Below are 14,863 nucleotides of genomic sequence, written 5' to 3' on the forward strand. Positions count from 1 at the left end.
CTCAGGCCTTTTGTTCGGCTCCGCCGAACGCCGGGCTGCGCTTACCCAGGAATGCCGCGACGCCTTCTCTGCCATCGGCGGAGGAGGCGTTTGCGGCAATATGGCGGGCCTCGTGCTCCAGCTGGGCCTCGTAACCGTTCGCGTAGCTGCTCACCAGCAACTGCTTGACCGCGGAGTTGGAGCCCCGGGCACCGGCGGCCACCTGTTCGGCCAGTGCGGTCAGCGCGGCGGGCAGGTCGGCGTCGGGAACGACACTGGTGACCAAACCCCAATCCAGCGCCTCGGCGGCCTTGACCACGCGATTGGTGATCATCAGGTCCTGGGTGCGGCGCAGGCCGATGAGGCGCGGCAACACGTAGCTCGCGCCGCCGTCGGGGCTCAGCCCCGCCTTGGTGTAGGCCATGGTGAACGACGCCGACTCGGCGGCCAGCACGAGGTCGCCGGACACGCCGAGCGAGAATCCGGCGCCCGCGGCGACGCCGTTGACCGCCGTGATCAGGACGGCATCCATCCTGGCGAACGTCGACATGGCGCGGTGCAGGTCGTTGGCGATGCCCTTGACGAACGCGCCCGGGTCCTCGGCCGCGGCCATCGCCTTCAGATCGCCGCCGGCGCAGAAGAAGCGGCCGGCGCCGGTCACGGTGACCACCTTCGCGTCCGAGGTGTCGCACAGCGACGCGGCGACGGCGAGGTCGTGCGTCATCGCGGCGTTCATGCCGTTGGCGGCGTCGGGGCGGTCCAGGACGATGTTGACGATGGAACCGGCCCGGGTGAACTTCAGCGTCTCGAATGCGGTCATGGCGCACACCGTATTACGCCGGCACCGTGATGTGTAACACGCGCCCCCGAATCGGGGCCCTGCGCACGGCGGGTGGTTGTTCACCTAGATGTGGCACGCTGTTCACAACTTTGACCGAGCGCCACATCGAACAAGGGTGAACATGCCTGCTGACAAACCAAAAACGTCGCGCCACACCGAGGTTGAGCGGAAGTTCGACGTCGTGGGGACCACGGTCTCCCCCTCCTTCGAGGGTCTGGCCGTGGTGTCGAGGGTTCAGCATGCGCCCACCCAGCTGCTCGAAGCGGTGTACTACGACACCGAGTCCTACGATCTGGCCGCCCACAAGATCACCCTGCGCCGGCGGACGGGGGGTTCGGATGCCGGCTGGCACGTGAAGTTGCCCGCGGGGCCGGATGCCCGCACCGAGGTGCGCGCGCCGCTGCAGGATGCGGTGCCCGAGGAGATCCGCGATGTCGTCGCGGCCATCGTTCGTGATCGTCCGCTGTCCGCCGTCGCCCGGATCACCACCAATCGCACGGTGTCGCTGCTCTTCGGGGCCGACGAGGCGCCGATCGCCGAGTTCTGCGACGACCAGGTCAATGCGGCGGCACTGCGGCCCGACAGCGAACCGCAGACATGGCGGGAGTGGGAGCTCGAACTGATCGGTGACCGTCCCAAGGCTTCCGAGCTGTTGGACCGGCTGGCCAATCGACTGTTCGACGCCGGTGCGGTCCCGGCCGGGCACGGGTCGAAACTGGCGCGGGTGCTGGCGACCGGTGAGCCGGCGACCGCCGCCGTCGAGTCGTCCGATCCGGTGCGCCGGGCCGTGGCCGAGAATGTCGCCGAACTGCTGGTGTGGGACCGGGCGGTGCGCGCCGACGCCTGGGACTCGGTGCACCAGATGCGGGTGACCACCCGCAAGATCCGCAGCCTGCTCGCCGATGAGTCGTTCGGGCTGCCCAAGGACTCCTGGATCCTCGACGAGTTGAAGCTGCTGGCCGGAATCCTCGGGGTGGCCCGCGATGCCGAGGTGCTGGCCGAGAAGTACGAGAAGGCCCTCGACTCGCTGGCCCCGGAACTGGTCCGCGGTCCCGTGCGGGCCCGGTTGGTCGACGGCGCCAAGGCGCAGTACGCGAACGGCTGGCGCCGGTCGCTGCTGGCGATGCGCTCGGAGCGCTACTTCCGACTGCTCGACGGTCTGGACGAGTTGGTTGCGGCGCCGTCGGAGACGGCGGAGAAGTCCGGCGCCGAGTCGGCCGCCGCGAGCGTAGCGGCGGCCTACAAGAAAGTCGCCAAGGCGGCGAAGGTGGCCGAGGAGGACGGCACCGACGAGTCGCTGCACCGTATTCGCAAGCGCGCGAAGCGGCTTCGTTACACGGCGTCGGCCACCGGTGATTCCGAGGTGGAGGCCAAGGCCAAGACGATCCAGAGCCTGCTGGGCGATCATCAGGACAGCGTGGTCAGCCGCACCCATCTGCTGGAGGAGGCCGACGCCGCCCATGCCGCCGGGGAGGACACCTTCACCTACGGGCTGCTCTACCAGAAGGAGGCCGAGGTGGCGGACGAGGCCGAGGACGGTATCGACGAGGCACTCAAGGCGCTCAAGAAGGCGGTCAAGAAGTAGGGGCGGACGAGCTGGCCTGTAAGCCGGATTCTGTACCGGCCCTCCTCGGCGGAGGGCCGGTAGGCGACCATCCATCTGGACACGCCGTCGCCGGGTGCCTCAAGCGGCCTACCCGCAAGCTCGGGCGAGCAACCCTCGAACGCTTGCGCGGCCGCAACCAGGTTGCGGCCTTCTTGGCCTTGCTCCGGGTGGGGTTTGCCTAGCCATCCCGGTCACCCGGGATGCTGGTGCGCTCTTACCGCACCGTTTCACCCTTACCGCCCATGCGGGCGGCGGTCTGCTTTCTGTGGCACTGTCCCGCGGGTTGCCCCGGATTGCCGTTAGCAATCACCCTGCTCTGTGAAGTCCGGACTTTCCTCGAACCCCGGGTCGCCCCGAGGCCCGCGGCCGCCCGGCCAACTCGTCCGCGCGCGCAACCGTAGCATCAAGTTGCGCGTCGCCCGCCATCTTCGGCGAGCAAACGACCTCCCCTGACGTGGCAAGCGCCATCGTCAGAACGGCGGTGGGTCGGTGTCGATGTCGGGGTCGGCAGATGTGGTCTCGTCGAAGTAGCCGCCGGCCCGGCCTGTTCTGGGGCGCGGGTACGCGGGCGGCGGTTGTCCGCGGGCCTGCTCGAGTGCCAGTTCCAGTGCGTTGCGGCTGCGTTCGGCGTTGATGCGGTATTCGCGGTCATGCTCTCGGGTGCGCTGTCTGCTCGGTACCGCCGGTGCGCGGTCGTGCTCATCGATGAGGCTGATGTGCCGCGTTCTCGGTATGGGCGTGTCGACGGTGGTGTGCGGGAACAGGACTGAGGCCAATGGCGCCGTCGTGTAGCGGTGCCCGGTGGGCGCGGTCCACGTCGTCGTGCCGTCGGGGTTCGCCCGCGGGCTCCAGCCGGTTTTCATGGTCTTGAGCAGATGGTGTTCGCGGCACAGCGGTCGCAGGTTGCCCGGGTGAGTGGCCCCGGCCGGCCACGGGACCACGTGGTCCAGATCGCAGCGGTGGGCCGGTCGTCCGCAGCCCGGGAAGCTGCAGGTCATCTGTTGCATGCGGACGAACGCCGCGAGCGCGGCCGAGGGCCGGTAGCGCGGTTCGGAACCCAGCTGCGACGGGCCGATGGTTCGGACTTTCGCCCCGGCGTCGATGAGTTCGGCGAGCAGGTGGGCGGGAATGATTGCCCCATCCAGGGTGATGCCCGCGCCGCCACCGGGTGCAGCGGGCTGGCACCGCGCGGCGGGCTGGCACCGCGCGGCGGGCTGGCACTGCGCTGCGGGTGCCGCAGGTGGCTGCGGCTCGGACTGCTCATGAGGTGCAGGCTCGTCGGGTGCAGGCTCGTCAGGTGCAGGCTCGTCAGGTGCAGGCTCGTCGGGTGCAGCCTCGTCGGCTTCGGACTTGTCGCCATCCGCGCGGCGTTCTGCCGGTCGGTCGTCCTCGTCGGGGGCCGGCGGCGTCGGCCCCGCGGGAGTGGGTCCGGGATCGGCTCCGGACCCGGCAGCCGGATCCTGCCCGGCGAGGATGTAGATGTTGACCGCACCTGCCCGGGGATCCTTGCCGGCGGCGTCGCAGTCGGGGTCCCCGCACAGGCAGGTGAGGCGGTCGGCTCCGGCGGCAACGGCGGCGGTGGCGTCGGCACGGCGTTCACGTGCGGTGCGCGGGTCATTGGGGCAGACGGTGTCGGCCAGCGCGTTGAGGCGGGCCTCGGTGATCTTGGCGTCGGTGGCACGCATCCGGCCCCAGAACGAGACGACGCCGTCGGGGTCGTTGGTGTCGCCGAACTCGATGTAGCGGTCCTTGGCCGCGGCCTTCGACCGGATCACGGCCAGGGGATCGTATTTGTGCACCCAGTGGTCGACGGCCGCGATGAGGCCGGTCTCGGAAAGCACCCCGAAGCCGTGGGCGTTCTCGGCGATGCCGGCGTCGATACGGGCGAGGGCCTCGGGATCGGTGACCAGGTGGGTGCGCCAGGTGATCGCATTGATCACTTTGGCCGAGACAGCGCCATCGGCAAACACCGCCGCGGTGCGCGGTAACCGTTCCCGCAGCGCCATCCCGATCCGCATCTGAGTGTTGGCGGCATGCGGCCCGAGGTTGCCGGCCGCGCTGATCTCGGCCTTGGCCAGCGCCCACCCGTCGATCAACTTCAGCGCCGAGAACTCGTCCTCGTCATCGCAGTGCCGGGCCGTGACCTCGGCGACGAACGCCAAGCGGCGCGCCGCGGCGGCGGCTTCTTCGCGGGTGGCGGCCGTGACCGCGTCGATGAGCGCGCGATCGCTCATCGCCGACAGTTCCGATCGTTCGAACATGTGTGCGATTCTACCGACGCACACTGACACGATGGGGAGATTTTCAACCCCTGTGGATAACTCCGAACGCCCAGCTCAGAAGCAGTTGCCTCACCCGATATGCGCGCGTCAGCGCCGCCGCAGCACCATCACGTTGTCCGTCAGGTGCCCGGGCTGCCCGTCCGGACCCACGGCCTCGCGCGCCACCGCCTCGACGCGCACGCGCTCCCATTGCTCCCCCAGGTTCAAACCGGCGACGACCTCCTCGGCGGAGGGGAACTCCACGTGCTGATGGTGCGACCACGGGGGCGCATCACCGTGATCGACGATCAGCAGCACTCCCCCGGGCGCCACCGCCTCGGCCGCCCGGCGCAACACCCGCACCCGGTCCATCGGCAGCTTCGAGTGCAGGAACTGCGCCGACACCAGATCGAATTCCCCTTCCGGGAAACTCTCCTCCAGATTGTGTTGCTGAAAATCGATGCGGCTCAACAACTCTCCAGCGTCCTGCGCGGCCCGTTCGAGGGCGACATCGGAGACATCGGTGGCCACCACCGACCAGCCGCGCGAGGCCAGCCACATGGCGTCGGCACCCTCGCCGCAGCCCAGGTCCAGCGCGCGCCCGGGCGTCAGTTCGGCGGCCACCTCGGACATCCGGACGTTCACCCGACCGCTCCAGATCCGTTCCCGCTGGCCGTAGTGCGCATTCCAATGCTGCTGGGTATCGGCCACCGGCCACGGCGGCACCGGCAGGCCGACGTCATCGGCCAGCAGACTCTGCACGACGGCCGCGGCCGCCAGCGAACCGCTCGCCACCGCGGCCGCGACCTGGGGCATCTGCACACTGACATCACCGGCCGCGAACACCCCCGGCACCGTGGTGCGCTGGAACTGGTCGACCACGATGGCGTCGGCGGATACCGGAGTGGGCGGCGCGAACGCCACACCGAGGCGTGCGGCCAGGTCCGAGCGCTGGTGCAGGGTCGCGGCCACCAGCACGCCGCGTCGTGCCAGCGGGGCGCCGTCGGCGAACCTGATCTCGGTCAACACACCGTTCTCCGAACGGAATTCGGTCACCACACGGTCATCCACTGGGATTCCCTCGACGGGCGGCACCGCGCCGCCGTTGGTCAACAGCACGATGTCATCGCTCCAGCCGCGCAGCATCAGCGCCATGTGCACGGCCCGGTCACCGTCGGCGAGCACCGCCAACGGTTGGTCGCGCACCTCCCAGCCGTGACAGAACGGGCAGTGGAAGGCCGAACCGCCCCACAGCGCGTCCAGGCCGGGAATCTGCGGCGGCCGGTACTCCATCCCGGTTGCCAGCAGGATGCGGCGGGTCCGTTCGCGGACGCCATCGGCCAGCTCGACCACGAAATCCGCGCCGTCGGCCTTCGCACCGGTGACCCGGGTCGCGCGGAAGTGCACGCTCGGATACTTCTGCAGCTCGGCACGACCGTCGGCATAGAGCTGCGCGGGCGGGCGGCCGTCCTGCCCCAGCAGGCCGCCGATGCCGTGCGCCGCCAGGTTGCTCTGCGCGCCCTCGTCCACCACCAGCGTGTTGCGACGGGCCCGGCCCAGCACGAGTGCCGCACTCAGCCCGGCCGCGCCACCGCCGATCACGATGCAATCCCACATCTTTTCCATGTCTTCGAGCTTGCCGACCACCCCGCGAAATGCCAAGCTGGTTTGCCATGGAGGCAAACAGCGTCGATGAGACAGTCCGTCGCCGATTGAAGGATCTGCGCAACCAGCAGGGGCTGACATTGCAGGATGTGGCCCGCCGCGCCAACATCGACGTCTCCACGTTGAGCCGGCTGGAATCCGGTAAGCGCCGACTGGCCCTGGATCATCTACCGCGCCTGGCCAATGCGCTCGCGGTCAGCACCGACGAACTGCTACGCGAGCCCGAATCTGAAGACCCCCGGGTCCGGGGCAGCTCGCACACCCGGCACGGCGTGACGTACTGGCCACTCACCCGCCAGGGCGCCACCGGCGGCCGGCACACGTTCAAGGTCCGGATCAGCACTCGACGCAACACGCCGCCGGCCGAGCTGCCGACCCACGAGGGTCAGGAATGGATGTACATCCTGTCCGGGCGGCTGCGCCTGGTCCTCGGCGAGCGCGACTTCATCATCAAACCTGGTGAGGCCGTGCAATTCTCGACGTGGACGCCGCATTGGTTCGGTACCGTCGACGGCCCGGTGGAGGCCATCATGATCTTCGATGTCCACGGCGAACGCCTACACCTGCATTCCGACTGAGACGCCGACCTACAGGTACGACGTCTGGTTCACCAGCCGCACCGATGCCAAACCGTCCGGATAGAACTCGGCGATGCTCAACGAGGCGAGGTCCAGGTGCAACCGGTAGAGGATGCCGGCGCCACCGTCGAGCGCCAGACGCAGCATCGTCTTGATCGGCGTCACATGCGAGACCACCAGGACCGTCGAGCCCGCGTACTCAGCGATGATGCGGTTGCGGGCGTCCCGCACCCGGTCGGCCACCGCGTCGAAGCTCTCGCCGCCCGGTGGCGTGATGCTGGTGTCGCGCAGCCACCGCCCGTGCAGCTCCGGATCCTGTTGCGCCGCTTCGTTGAAGGTCAGCCCCTCCCAGGCGCCGAAGTCCGTCTCGATCAGGCCCTCATCGACGGTGACATCCAGATCGAGAGCTTTGGCTGCGGCGGCAGCGGTCTCCTGCGCGCGCTGCAGCGGAGACGAGAGCACCGCGGTCACACCGCCCTGCGCGCCGAGATAGCGGGCCGCGGCGTCGGCCTGGGTGCGCCCGAGCTCCGTCAGCGGTGGATTGCCCCGTCCGGAGTACCGACGTTCCACCGACAATTCGGTCTGACCGTGGCGCAGCAACAGCACCCGGGTCGGCTCGCCCCGGGCACCGCTCCACCCCGGCGAGGATGTCGGGACGGGTTCGGCGGCGCCGTCCATGGCCTCGTTGGCCAACCGGTCGGCATGCGAATTCTGTTCCCGCGGAATCCATCCGTATTCCACACTGTCGAACCGTCGAGCGAGCTGACTAGCCTCCCGGTTGAGCTCCAGCAGATCCGGATGCTTGACGCGCCACCGGCCGGACATCTGCTCGACCACAAGCTTGGAGTCCATGAACACCACGACCTCGGTGGCATCCAGTTCCGCCGCGGCCTCCAGACCGGCGATCAGACCGCGGTATTCGGCGACGTTGTTGGTGGCCCGTCCGATGGACTGCCGGCGTTCGGCCAGCACCGCCGACCGGTCGGCGTTGAACACCACCGCGCCGTAGCCGGCCGGACCCGGGTTGCCCCGGGAGCCGCCGTCGGCCTCGACGACGACCTTCACGGGCGGACCCGCAGCAGGATCGCCCCGCACTCCGGGCAGCGCAGCACATCGTCATCGGCGGCCGCGGTGATCCTGGCGATCTCACCGCGGTCGATCTCGATGCGGCACGCCCCACACCGTCGGCCCTGCAACAGCCCGGCTCCCGCGCCGCCACCGGCGCGCACCTTCTCGTACAACGCCACCAGATCGGCGTCCAGGTGCGACACCAGCTCCTCCCGGCGGGTGGCGGACACCTGTCGGATGTTGTCGATCTCCACCAGTGCCGCATCCCGCGCCAGCTGCGCTGCCGACAACGCGTTGTGCAAGGTGTCGATCCTCGCCAGGTCCTCGGATTGCTTGCGCTGCAGCTCTTCCCGCCGTTCCATGATCTCCAGCAGTGAATCCTCCAGCGACGCCTGCCTGCGCTCCAGGGTCTCCAGCTCGTGCTGGAGCTCGCTGAGCTGCTTGGCGTTCACGGTGCCGCCGTCGAGCAGGCCGCGGTCGCGATCCTCGCGCTGACGGACCGACTCGATCTCGCTCTCCAGTTTGGCGATCTGCCCGTCGAGGTCCTCCACCGCGATGGCCACCACCGCCAGCTGATCGTTGGCGATGCGGTGTTCGTCCTGGGCCCGGTCGAACTCCTGCTGCTCGGCAAGGTTGTTGGCGCGGTGCTCGACACGACGCATCTCGGCGTCGAGCTCGACCAGGTCCAGCAGTGAACGCTGCTGGCTGATTGCGGCTTTCATGGTTGACGTCCTCCATCGATATTCCATGGATCGGTGCGCACGGAACTCACCCGCACCGGTAGATCTGCTCCGAAGTGCCCACTCAGCAGGGCTGCCGCCTGGTGACACCACGGGTACTCGCTGGCCCAGTGCGCGACGTCGACCAACGCCACATCGGAGACCCGGCCGTGCTCGTCGGCGGGATGATGGCGCAGGTCGGCGGTGACGTAGGCCTGCACGCCGGCCCGGGCCACGGTGCTCAACAACGAGTCCCCGGCGCCCCCGCAGACGGCGACCCGGGACACCACCGCGTCGGCATCGCCGGCGGCGCGTACCCCCCAGGTGGTCGACGGCAACGCACCGGACACCCGGGAGACGAAGGCCGACAACGGTTCCGGTTCGGGCAGCGCGCAGATGCGGCCGATGCCCACCCCGGCAGGCAGCGGCGCCAGGGCGAGCACATCGAACGCCGGCTCCTCGTAGGGATGCCCGGCCCGCAGCGCGGCGAGGACGCGGGCGCGCAGGCCGGCCGGCGCGATGACCTCGATGCGGTCCTCGGCCACCTGCTCGACGGCACCGATCGCGCCGATCGCCGGCGTCGCACCCTCATGGGGCAGGAACTGCCCGGTGCCCGACACACTCCAACTGCAGCAGGAGTAATCACCGATCTGGCCCGCGCCGGCGGCGAACAGCGATTCCCGCAGTGCGCCGGCATGATCGGCGGGGACGAACACCACCCACTTGTCCAGATCGGGACCCGACGGCACCGGCGACAGCACATCCTCGACCACCAGCCCCAGCGTCTCGGCCAGCGCATCCGACACCCCCGGTGCGGCCGAATCGGCGTTGGTGTGCGCGGTGAACAGCGACCGTCCGCCGCGGATCAGCCGATGGATGAGCGCGCCCTTGGCCGTGGACGCCGCGACGGTGTCCACCCCGCGCAACAGCAGCGGATGGTGCGCCAGCAGCAGGCCACCCTCGGGAACCTCGGCGGCCACCGCGTCGGTGGCGTCGACCGCGATCGTCACCGAGGTCACCGGCTCGGCCGGATCACCGCACACCAGTCCGACCGAATCCCAATCCTGGGCCAGCGCAGGCGGGTAGGCCGCGTCGAGCACATCGATCACCTCGGCCAACGACACACTCACCGCAGCACCTCCTGCACTGCCCGCACCAGTTGTGGCCACTCCGGGCGCACCGCGACCCGCAGGTAGCCACCGTCCAGGCCGACGAACGTATCGCAGCGGCGCACCGCAATCCCGCTCGCGTCCAGCTGCTTGCGCACCAACTCGGCATCCCCCACCCGCATCAGCACGAACGGCGCCCGGCCCTCGACCACGTCGATGCCCGCGGTGCGCAGCCCGCGGACCATTTCGGCGCGCAGCACCGCCAGACGCCGCGCGCCCTCCTGCGCTTCGGCCACGGCGGCCGGCGCACAGCAGGCCGTCACGGCCTCCAGCTGCAGCGTGCCCAGCGGCCAGTGCGCGCGGCGTGCCGACAACCGGGCCAGCACCTCCGGGGCGCCGAGCGCATAGCCCACCCGCAGCCCGGCCACCGACCATGTCTTGGTCAGGCTGCGCAGCACCAGCACGTCCGGCAGCGACCGGCCGGCCAGCGATTCCGGCTCACCGGGCACCGCATCGGCGAACGCCTCGTCGACCACCACGATGCGGCCGGGGCGACGCAGTCCGAGGATTGCCTCGGCCGGGTGCAGCACCGAGGTCGGGTTGGTCGGATTGCCCACCACCACCAGATCGGCCTCGTCGGGCACGGCGCCCAGCGCGAACGGCGGATCCAGCACGACGTGGGTCAGCGGCACCCCGGCGGCTGCCAACACCGCCTCGGGCTCGGTGAAGGACGGCGCGATCAGCGCGGCCGACCGCGGCTGCAGGTTGGGCAGCAGCGCGAATCCCTCCGCACCGCCCGCCAGCAGCAGCACCTCGTCGCGGCCGCGGCCGTGCCGGGCGGCGACGGCGTCGACGGCGCGGTCCACATCGGCCGCTGCCGGATAGTGGCCGAGGTCGGGCAGCCGGGACGCCAGCCGGTCGACCAGCCACGGCGGCGGACCGCCGGCGCGCACATTGACCGCGAAGTCCAGCATCCCGGGGCCCACGGCCTGATCACCGTGATACCGCGCCGCCTGCCGAACCTCGTCTGCCACAGCACGACCCTAGTGCGCCGCCCAGCTGCACAGGTACATCGGCGACAATGGGATGCGTGACCGATACCGTGCCCGACACCGTTACCCGCACGCCCCAGCTGGTGCTGTTCGACCTCGACGGCACCCTGACGGACTCCGCGGACGGCATCGTGGCCAGTTTCCGGCACGCCCTGAACCATGTCGGCGCGGAGATCCCGGAGGGCGATCTGGCACGCCGCATCGTCGGCCCGCCGATGCATCTGACACTGAGCTCGATGGGCCTCGGCCCGCGCGTGCAGGACGCGATGGCGGCCTACCGGGCGGACTACACCAGCCGCGGCTGGTCGATGAATCGCGTGTTCGACGGGATTCCCGAGCTGCTGTCCGACCTGCAGCGGGCCGGGGTGCGACTGGCCGTGGCCACCTCCAAGGCCCAGCCCACCGCGCAGCGCATCCTGGCCCACTTCGGGCTGGACGACAGCTTCGAGGTGATCGCCGGCGCCAGCCCCGACGGCAGCCGCGCCGCCAAGCACGAGGTCGTCGCGTACGCGCTGGAGCAGCTGGCCCCGCTGCCCGAGCGGGTGCTGATGATCGGTGACCGGTCCCACGACGTCGAAGGCGCCGCCGTGCACGGTATCGAGACCGTGGTGGTCGACTGGGGCTACGGCGGCGACGACTTCGACGGTCCGGGCGCGCCGGCCCCGCTGCGCCGCGTCGCGACGATGGCCGAGCTGCGGGAGGTGCTGGGTGTCTGAGACTGCGCCACTGCATGTCACCTTCGTCTGTTCGGGCAACATCTGCCGGTCCCCGATGGCGGAGAAGATGTTCGCCCATCAGATCGAGGAACGCGGACTGGCCGACCGGGTGCGCGTCACCAGCGCCGGGACCGGCGGCTGGCATGCCGGTGACGGCGCCGACCACCGGACGAACGCGGTGCTGCTGGCGCACGGATATCCGATTACCCACCGCGCCGCTCAGCTCGATGAGGACCATCTGGCCGCCGATATGGTGGTGGCGATGGGTCGCAACCACGCACGATTTTTGGCCGACATGGGCGTGCCGGCCGAACGGCTGCGGATGATGCGGGCCTTCGACCCGCGTTCGGGGGCGCACCCGCTGGACGTCGAGGATCCCTATTACGGCGGTCCGGAGGACTTCGAGGCCGTCTTCACCGTCATCGAATCCGCGCTGCCCGGGCTGCACGGCTGGGTCGACGACCAGTTGGACGCGCGATGAGACGCTGGGCCTTCCTGTTCCGGCCGCAGTGGCTGGCGCTCTATGTGGTGGTGGCGGCGTTCGCGTGGTTGTGCTTCACGGTGCTGGCGCCCTGGCAGTTGGGCAAGAACACCACCACCTCGCGGGAGAACGCGCAGATCGCGGCCTCGCTGAACACCGATCCGGTGCCGGTCAAAACCGTGTTGCCGCAGCAGGATTCGTCGTCGCACGAGCACCAGTGGCAGCGTGTCACCGCGACCGGCCACTATCTCCCCGAGGCACAGGTGCTGGCCCGGCTGCGTTCGGTCGACGGTGCGCCGGCCTATGAGGTGCTGGTGCCGTTCGTCGTCGACGGTGGTCCCACGGTGTTGGTGAACCGTGGCTACGTCAAACCCGAGCAGGGCACGGCGGTGCCGCCGATCGCCGATGCGCCGACCGGAACGGTCGACATCACTGCGCGGCTACGCGACCCGGAGGGTCTGGTACCCGGCAAGGATCCGCTGGTGGCCGACGGCGCTCAGCAGGTGTACACCATCAACCCGGGTCAGATCTCCGAGCTCACCGGCGTCCCGTTGACCGGTTCCTACCTGCAACTGGTCGAGGATCAGCCCGGGGTGCTCGGCGCGATCCCGCTGCCGATCCTGGACGCCGGACCGTTCCTGTCCTACGGCATCCAGTGGATCGCCTTCGGCATCATCGCCCCGATCGGGGTGGGCTATTTCATCCTGTCCGAGGTGCGGATCCGCCGCCGGGAGAAGGCCGCGGCCGAAGGCCGCCAGACAGGCACCGCGGCCGAAGCCAGCCAGACCGGCACCAGTTCCGGCAGCACGGACGGCAGCACGGCCGAGCCAGCCGATACCGGCGCGCAGCCACCGGTCGCCGCCGCGCAGCCACCGGTCAGCACCGAGCAGAAGCTGGCCGACCGGTACGGAAAGCGACGCTGACCGCCAGCGCCGTCGCCCCCGCCTGCACCAGCCGCGACAGCCTGCCCCCGCGGCGCAGATCTGCGGCCACCGGGGCCGGTCCGTCCCCGAGGGCCGGACGCATCTCCAGCCGGTGCGCGTACTGGGTGGGCCCGCCCAGCCGCACCCCCAGCGCACCGGCGAAGGACGCCTCGGCGACACCGGCATTGGGGCTGGGATGCTCGGCCGCATCACGACGCCAGGCCCGCCATGCCCCGCTCGGGGCGCCGGACACCGCGACGACGATGGCCCCGGTGGCCCGCGCCCCGGGATAGTTCAGCAGATCGTCGAATCGCGCCGCGGCCCAACCAAACTGCTGGTAGCGCGGGGACTTGTGCCCGATCATCGCGTCCAGGGTGTTGGCCCCGCGGTAGACCAGCAGGCCGGGCACACCGGCCAGAGCACCCCACAGGATGGGCGCCACCTGGGCGTCGGAGGTGTTCTCGGCGACGGACTCCAGTGCGGCCCGAGCCAGCCCGTCGGCGTCCAGTGCCGCCGGGTCCCGCCCGCACAGCGATGGCAGCAGGGCGCGGGCGCCGTCGATGTCCTGCGCGTCCAGCAGGTTGGCCAGCTCACCGCCGGTGCGGGCCAGTGACGTCCCACCGAGCACGACATAGGTGGCCGCCGCGGTGGCCACCGTCGTCCACAGCGGCCCGCGGCGCGCGGCGGCACGCTCGACCAGCAGCCCCAGCGCCCCGAGGGCGGCCAGCAGTGCCGTGGTGTGGACGGCACCGGCGGACCGGTCATCGGCGTAGGTGCGCCGTTCCAGCGCGGCCGCGGCCCGGCCGAACAGCGCCACCGGATGGCCGCGCTGCGGATCGGTGAAACACAGATCGGCCAGATAGCCGACGGCCAGACCGGCAGCGCGCGCGGAACCTCTGTGCCCAAACACGTCGGGCAGCGTCTCACAGGGTGGTGTACTCGATGACATGAGGCTTGGTCCACCGAAGCGGCCGACGCGGATTGCCGACCTGATCAATCCGGCGGCCGCACTGGCGCCGGCGGCCAACGTCATCATGCAGCTGGCCTCTCCCGGTGTGGGCTACGGGGTGCTGGAGAGCCCGGTGGACAGCGGCAACGTCTACAAGCATCCGTTCAAACGCGCCCGCACCACCGGCACGTATCTGGCCGCCGCGACCATCGGCACCGATACCGACCGCCGGCTGATCCGGGCCGCCGTCGACACCGCACACCGCCGGGTCCGCTCCCGGCCCGACAGTCCGGTGCGCTATCACGCCTTCGACCCCCAGTTGCAACTGTGGGTGGCGGCCTGCCTGTACCGCTACTACATCGATCAGCACGAGTTCCTGTACGGGCCGCTGGACGAGGAGTCCGCCGATGCGGTCTACCGTGACGCCGTCCGGTTGGGCAGCACGCTGCAGGTCCGCCCGGAGATGTGGCCGCCGGACCGGGCGGCGTTCGACGCGTACTGGAATGAGTCGCTGGCGAATCTGCGCATCGACGAGCCGGTGCGCAGGCATCTGCACGGTGTGGCCGCGCTGGTCTTCCTGCCGACCCCGTTGCGGCAGCTCGCCGGACCGCTGAACCTGTTCGCCACCACCGGATTCCTGCCGCCGGAGTTCCGTGACCTGATGCAGCTGGGCTGGTCGACGCGCCAACAGCGGGCGTTCGGCTGGCTGCTCTCCGGGCTGCGGGTCGCCGACCGGGTGATCCCACGCGAGGTGTATCTGGTGGGCTACCAGCTCTATCTACTGGACATGCGCACCCGGGCTCGCCGCGGCAAACGTGTGGTCTGACAAGCCTATCCGTTGGCCCGCCGAGGTGTCACGCCGTTCATATCCGATCCATAGGATGCCGAGTTGTTCTCTTTCGCAACCTATTTGAGA

At 70.0% G+C, this 14,863-nt stretch carries 14 protein-coding genes and 1 other RNA gene; 6 read left to right on the forward strand and 9 right to left on the reverse strand.

The window, feature by feature from the left end:
- Position 1 precedes the first annotated feature (1 nt).
- The gene (locus BST17_RS04600) at positions 2-799 is read right to left on the reverse strand and encodes an enoyl-CoA hydratase/isomerase family protein (protein WP_083055762.1); all 798 of its coding nucleotides are present in this window, start codon (positions 797-799) and stop codon (positions 2-4) included.
- A 142-nt stretch (positions 800-941) separates the two neighbouring features.
- Between BST17_RS04600 and BST17_RS04605 the strand changes: the two genes are divergently transcribed.
- Positions 942-2,405, forward strand: a complete 1,464-nt coding sequence (locus tag BST17_RS04605) for a CYTH and CHAD domain-containing protein (RefSeq protein ID WP_083055763.1) — start codon at positions 942-944, stop codon at positions 2,403-2,405.
- A 3-nt stretch (positions 2,406-2,408) separates the two neighbouring features.
- On the opposite strand, the gene rnpB is transcribed toward BST17_RS04605, so the two are convergent.
- The 3 genes from rnpB to BST17_RS29920 form a co-directional block, all read right to left on the reverse strand.
- Positions 2,409-2,808: RNase P RNA component class A (rnpB, locus tag BST17_RS04610), an RNA gene on the reverse strand.
- Positions 2,809-2,896: 88 nt separating this feature from the next.
- Positions 2,897-4,687: a DUF222 domain-containing protein gene (locus BST17_RS04615; protein ID WP_083055764.1), complete on the reverse strand. Its 1,791-nt coding sequence runs from the start codon at positions 4,685-4,687 to the stop codon at positions 2,897-2,899.
- A 108-nt stretch (positions 4,688-4,795) separates the two neighbouring features.
- Positions 4,796-6,313 carry a bifunctional NAD(P)/FAD-dependent oxidoreductase/class I SAM-dependent methyltransferase gene (locus tag BST17_RS29920; protein WP_083056048.1) on the reverse strand — a complete coding sequence of 506 codons (1,518 nt, stop codon included), beginning with the start codon at positions 6,311-6,313 and terminating at the stop codon, positions 4,796-4,798.
- A gap of 47 nt (positions 6,314-6,360) precedes the next feature.
- Here BST17_RS29920 and BST17_RS04625 point away from each other — a divergent pair, with 47 nt between their 5' ends.
- Complete coding sequence (locus BST17_RS04625; RefSeq protein WP_083055765.1) at positions 6,361-6,930, forward strand: type II toxin-antitoxin system RelB family anti-toxin; 570 nt, start codon at positions 6,361-6,363, stop codon at positions 6,928-6,930.
- Positions 6,931-6,939: 9 nt separating this feature from the next.
- On the opposite strand, the gene BST17_RS04630 is transcribed toward BST17_RS04625, so the two are convergent.
- From BST17_RS04630 to cobC, 4 genes are read right to left on the reverse strand one after another with little or no spacing between them, the layout of a single operon-like run.
- A complete protein-coding gene (locus BST17_RS04630; RefSeq protein WP_083056050.1) occupies positions 6,940-7,995 on the reverse strand; it encodes a bifunctional RNase H/acid phosphatase in 1,056 nt (351 codons plus the stop codon).
- Entirely contained in the window at positions 7,992-8,720 is a 729-nt protein-coding gene (locus BST17_RS04635) for a zinc ribbon domain-containing protein (protein ID WP_083055766.1), read from the reverse strand. Before BST17_RS04635 ends, BST17_RS04630 begins: the two co-directional genes overlap by 4 nt.
- Positions 8,717-9,847 (reverse strand): Nif3-like dinuclear metal center hexameric protein, encoded by a 1,131-nt coding sequence (locus BST17_RS04640; protein WP_083055767.1) that lies wholly within the window; start codon positions 9,845-9,847, stop codon positions 8,717-8,719. Before BST17_RS04640 ends, BST17_RS04635 begins: the two co-directional genes overlap by 4 nt.
- The gene (cobC, locus tag BST17_RS04645; RefSeq protein WP_234807547.1) at positions 9,844-10,800 is read right to left on the reverse strand and encodes an Rv2231c family histidinol phosphate aminotransferase CobC; all 957 of its coding nucleotides are present in this window, start codon (positions 10,798-10,800) and stop codon (positions 9,844-9,846) included. The genes BST17_RS04640 and cobC overlap by 4 nt, the downstream gene beginning before the upstream one ends.
- Positions 10,801-10,907: 107 nt before the next feature.
- Between cobC and BST17_RS04650 the strand changes: the two genes are divergently transcribed.
- From BST17_RS04650 to BST17_RS04660, 3 genes are read left to right on the forward strand one after another with little or no spacing between them, the layout of a single operon-like run.
- A complete protein-coding gene (locus tag BST17_RS04650; protein WP_083055769.1) occupies positions 10,908-11,594 on the forward strand; it encodes an HAD-IA family hydrolase in 687 nt (228 codons plus the stop codon).
- Positions 11,587-12,075: a low molecular weight protein-tyrosine-phosphatase gene (locus BST17_RS04655; protein WP_083055770.1), complete on the forward strand. Its 489-nt coding sequence runs from the start codon at positions 11,587-11,589 to the stop codon at positions 12,073-12,075. The genes BST17_RS04650 and BST17_RS04655 overlap by 8 nt, the downstream gene beginning before the upstream one ends.
- The gene (locus tag BST17_RS04660; protein ID WP_083055771.1) at positions 12,072-12,998 is read left to right on the forward strand and encodes an SURF1 family cytochrome oxidase biogenesis protein; all 927 of its coding nucleotides are present in this window, start codon (positions 12,072-12,074) and stop codon (positions 12,996-12,998) included. The genes BST17_RS04655 and BST17_RS04660 overlap by 4 nt, the downstream gene beginning before the upstream one ends.
- Here the strand turns inward: BST17_RS04660 and BST17_RS04665 are convergent.
- Positions 12,952-13,908: a cobalamin biosynthesis protein gene (locus BST17_RS04665; RefSeq protein WP_234807534.1), complete on the reverse strand. Its 957-nt coding sequence runs from the start codon at positions 13,906-13,908 to the stop codon at positions 12,952-12,954. The two genes, BST17_RS04660 and BST17_RS04665, sit on opposite strands and share 47 nt — an antisense overlap.
- Positions 13,909-13,945: 37 nt before the next feature.
- Between BST17_RS04665 and BST17_RS04670 the strand changes: the two genes are divergently transcribed.
- Positions 13,946-14,773, forward strand: coding sequence for an oxygenase MpaB family protein (locus BST17_RS04670; RefSeq protein ID WP_083055773.1), 828 nt, complete (start codon positions 13,946-13,948; stop codon positions 14,771-14,773).
- The last annotated feature ends 90 nt before the right edge of the window (positions 14,774-14,863 follow it).

Source organism: Mycolicibacterium bacteremicum, from assembly GCF_002086115.1.
Classification (GTDB): domain Bacteria; phylum Actinomycetota; class Actinomycetes; order Mycobacteriales; family Mycobacteriaceae; genus Mycobacterium; species Mycobacterium bacteremicum.